Below are 491 nucleotides of genomic sequence, written 5' to 3'. Positions count from 1 at the left end.
CGCCTGGACCGCGGTGCTGCGCGACGCCTTCTGCACCGACGACCACGAGCGCACCGGCCTGTACCTCGGCACCCGCGACGGCTGCGTCTACGCCAGCGCACGTCCTCCCCGTCGACGTAGACGTTGACGAACCGCCGGACCGCGCCCGCCTCGTCCCGGATCCGCCGGCCCAGCACCGGGTGCGCTGCGGCGACCGCGTCGAGGACCGCGGCCAGCGTGGCGCCGTCCGGATCGACCCGCAGGTGCCGCGACCCGCCCGCGAGGTCGGCCAGCGACCCCGGCAGCACCACCTCGACGTGCACGCCGGCCCCCGTCACGGCAGCCGGGCCGCCCGCACGACGAGCACGTCGGGCAGGTGCTCGGCCACCAGGGTGAACGTCTCCCCCTCGTCGGCGCTGGCGTAGACGCAGCCGTCGCGGGTGCCGAGGTACAGGCCGGTGCGCTCGTGGTCGTCGGTGCAGAAGGCGTCGCGCAGCACCGCGGTCCAGGCG

1 protein-coding gene is annotated in these 491 nt (G+C 76.4%); it reads right to left on the bottom strand.

Annotated elements, in window-relative coordinates:
* Positions 1-287 (bottom strand): MoaD/ThiS family protein (locus E9565_RS21980; protein ID WP_236836736.1); only part of this gene is annotated, 287 nt, incomplete at its 3' end.
* Between the last annotated feature and the right edge of the window lie 204 nt (positions 288-491).

Source organism: Blastococcus sp. KM273129 (genome assembly GCF_021698995.1).
Lineage (GTDB): Bacteria > Actinomycetota > Actinomycetes > Mycobacteriales > Geodermatophilaceae > Blastococcus.
This window is presented reverse-complemented; position numbering and strand designations above follow the sequence as displayed.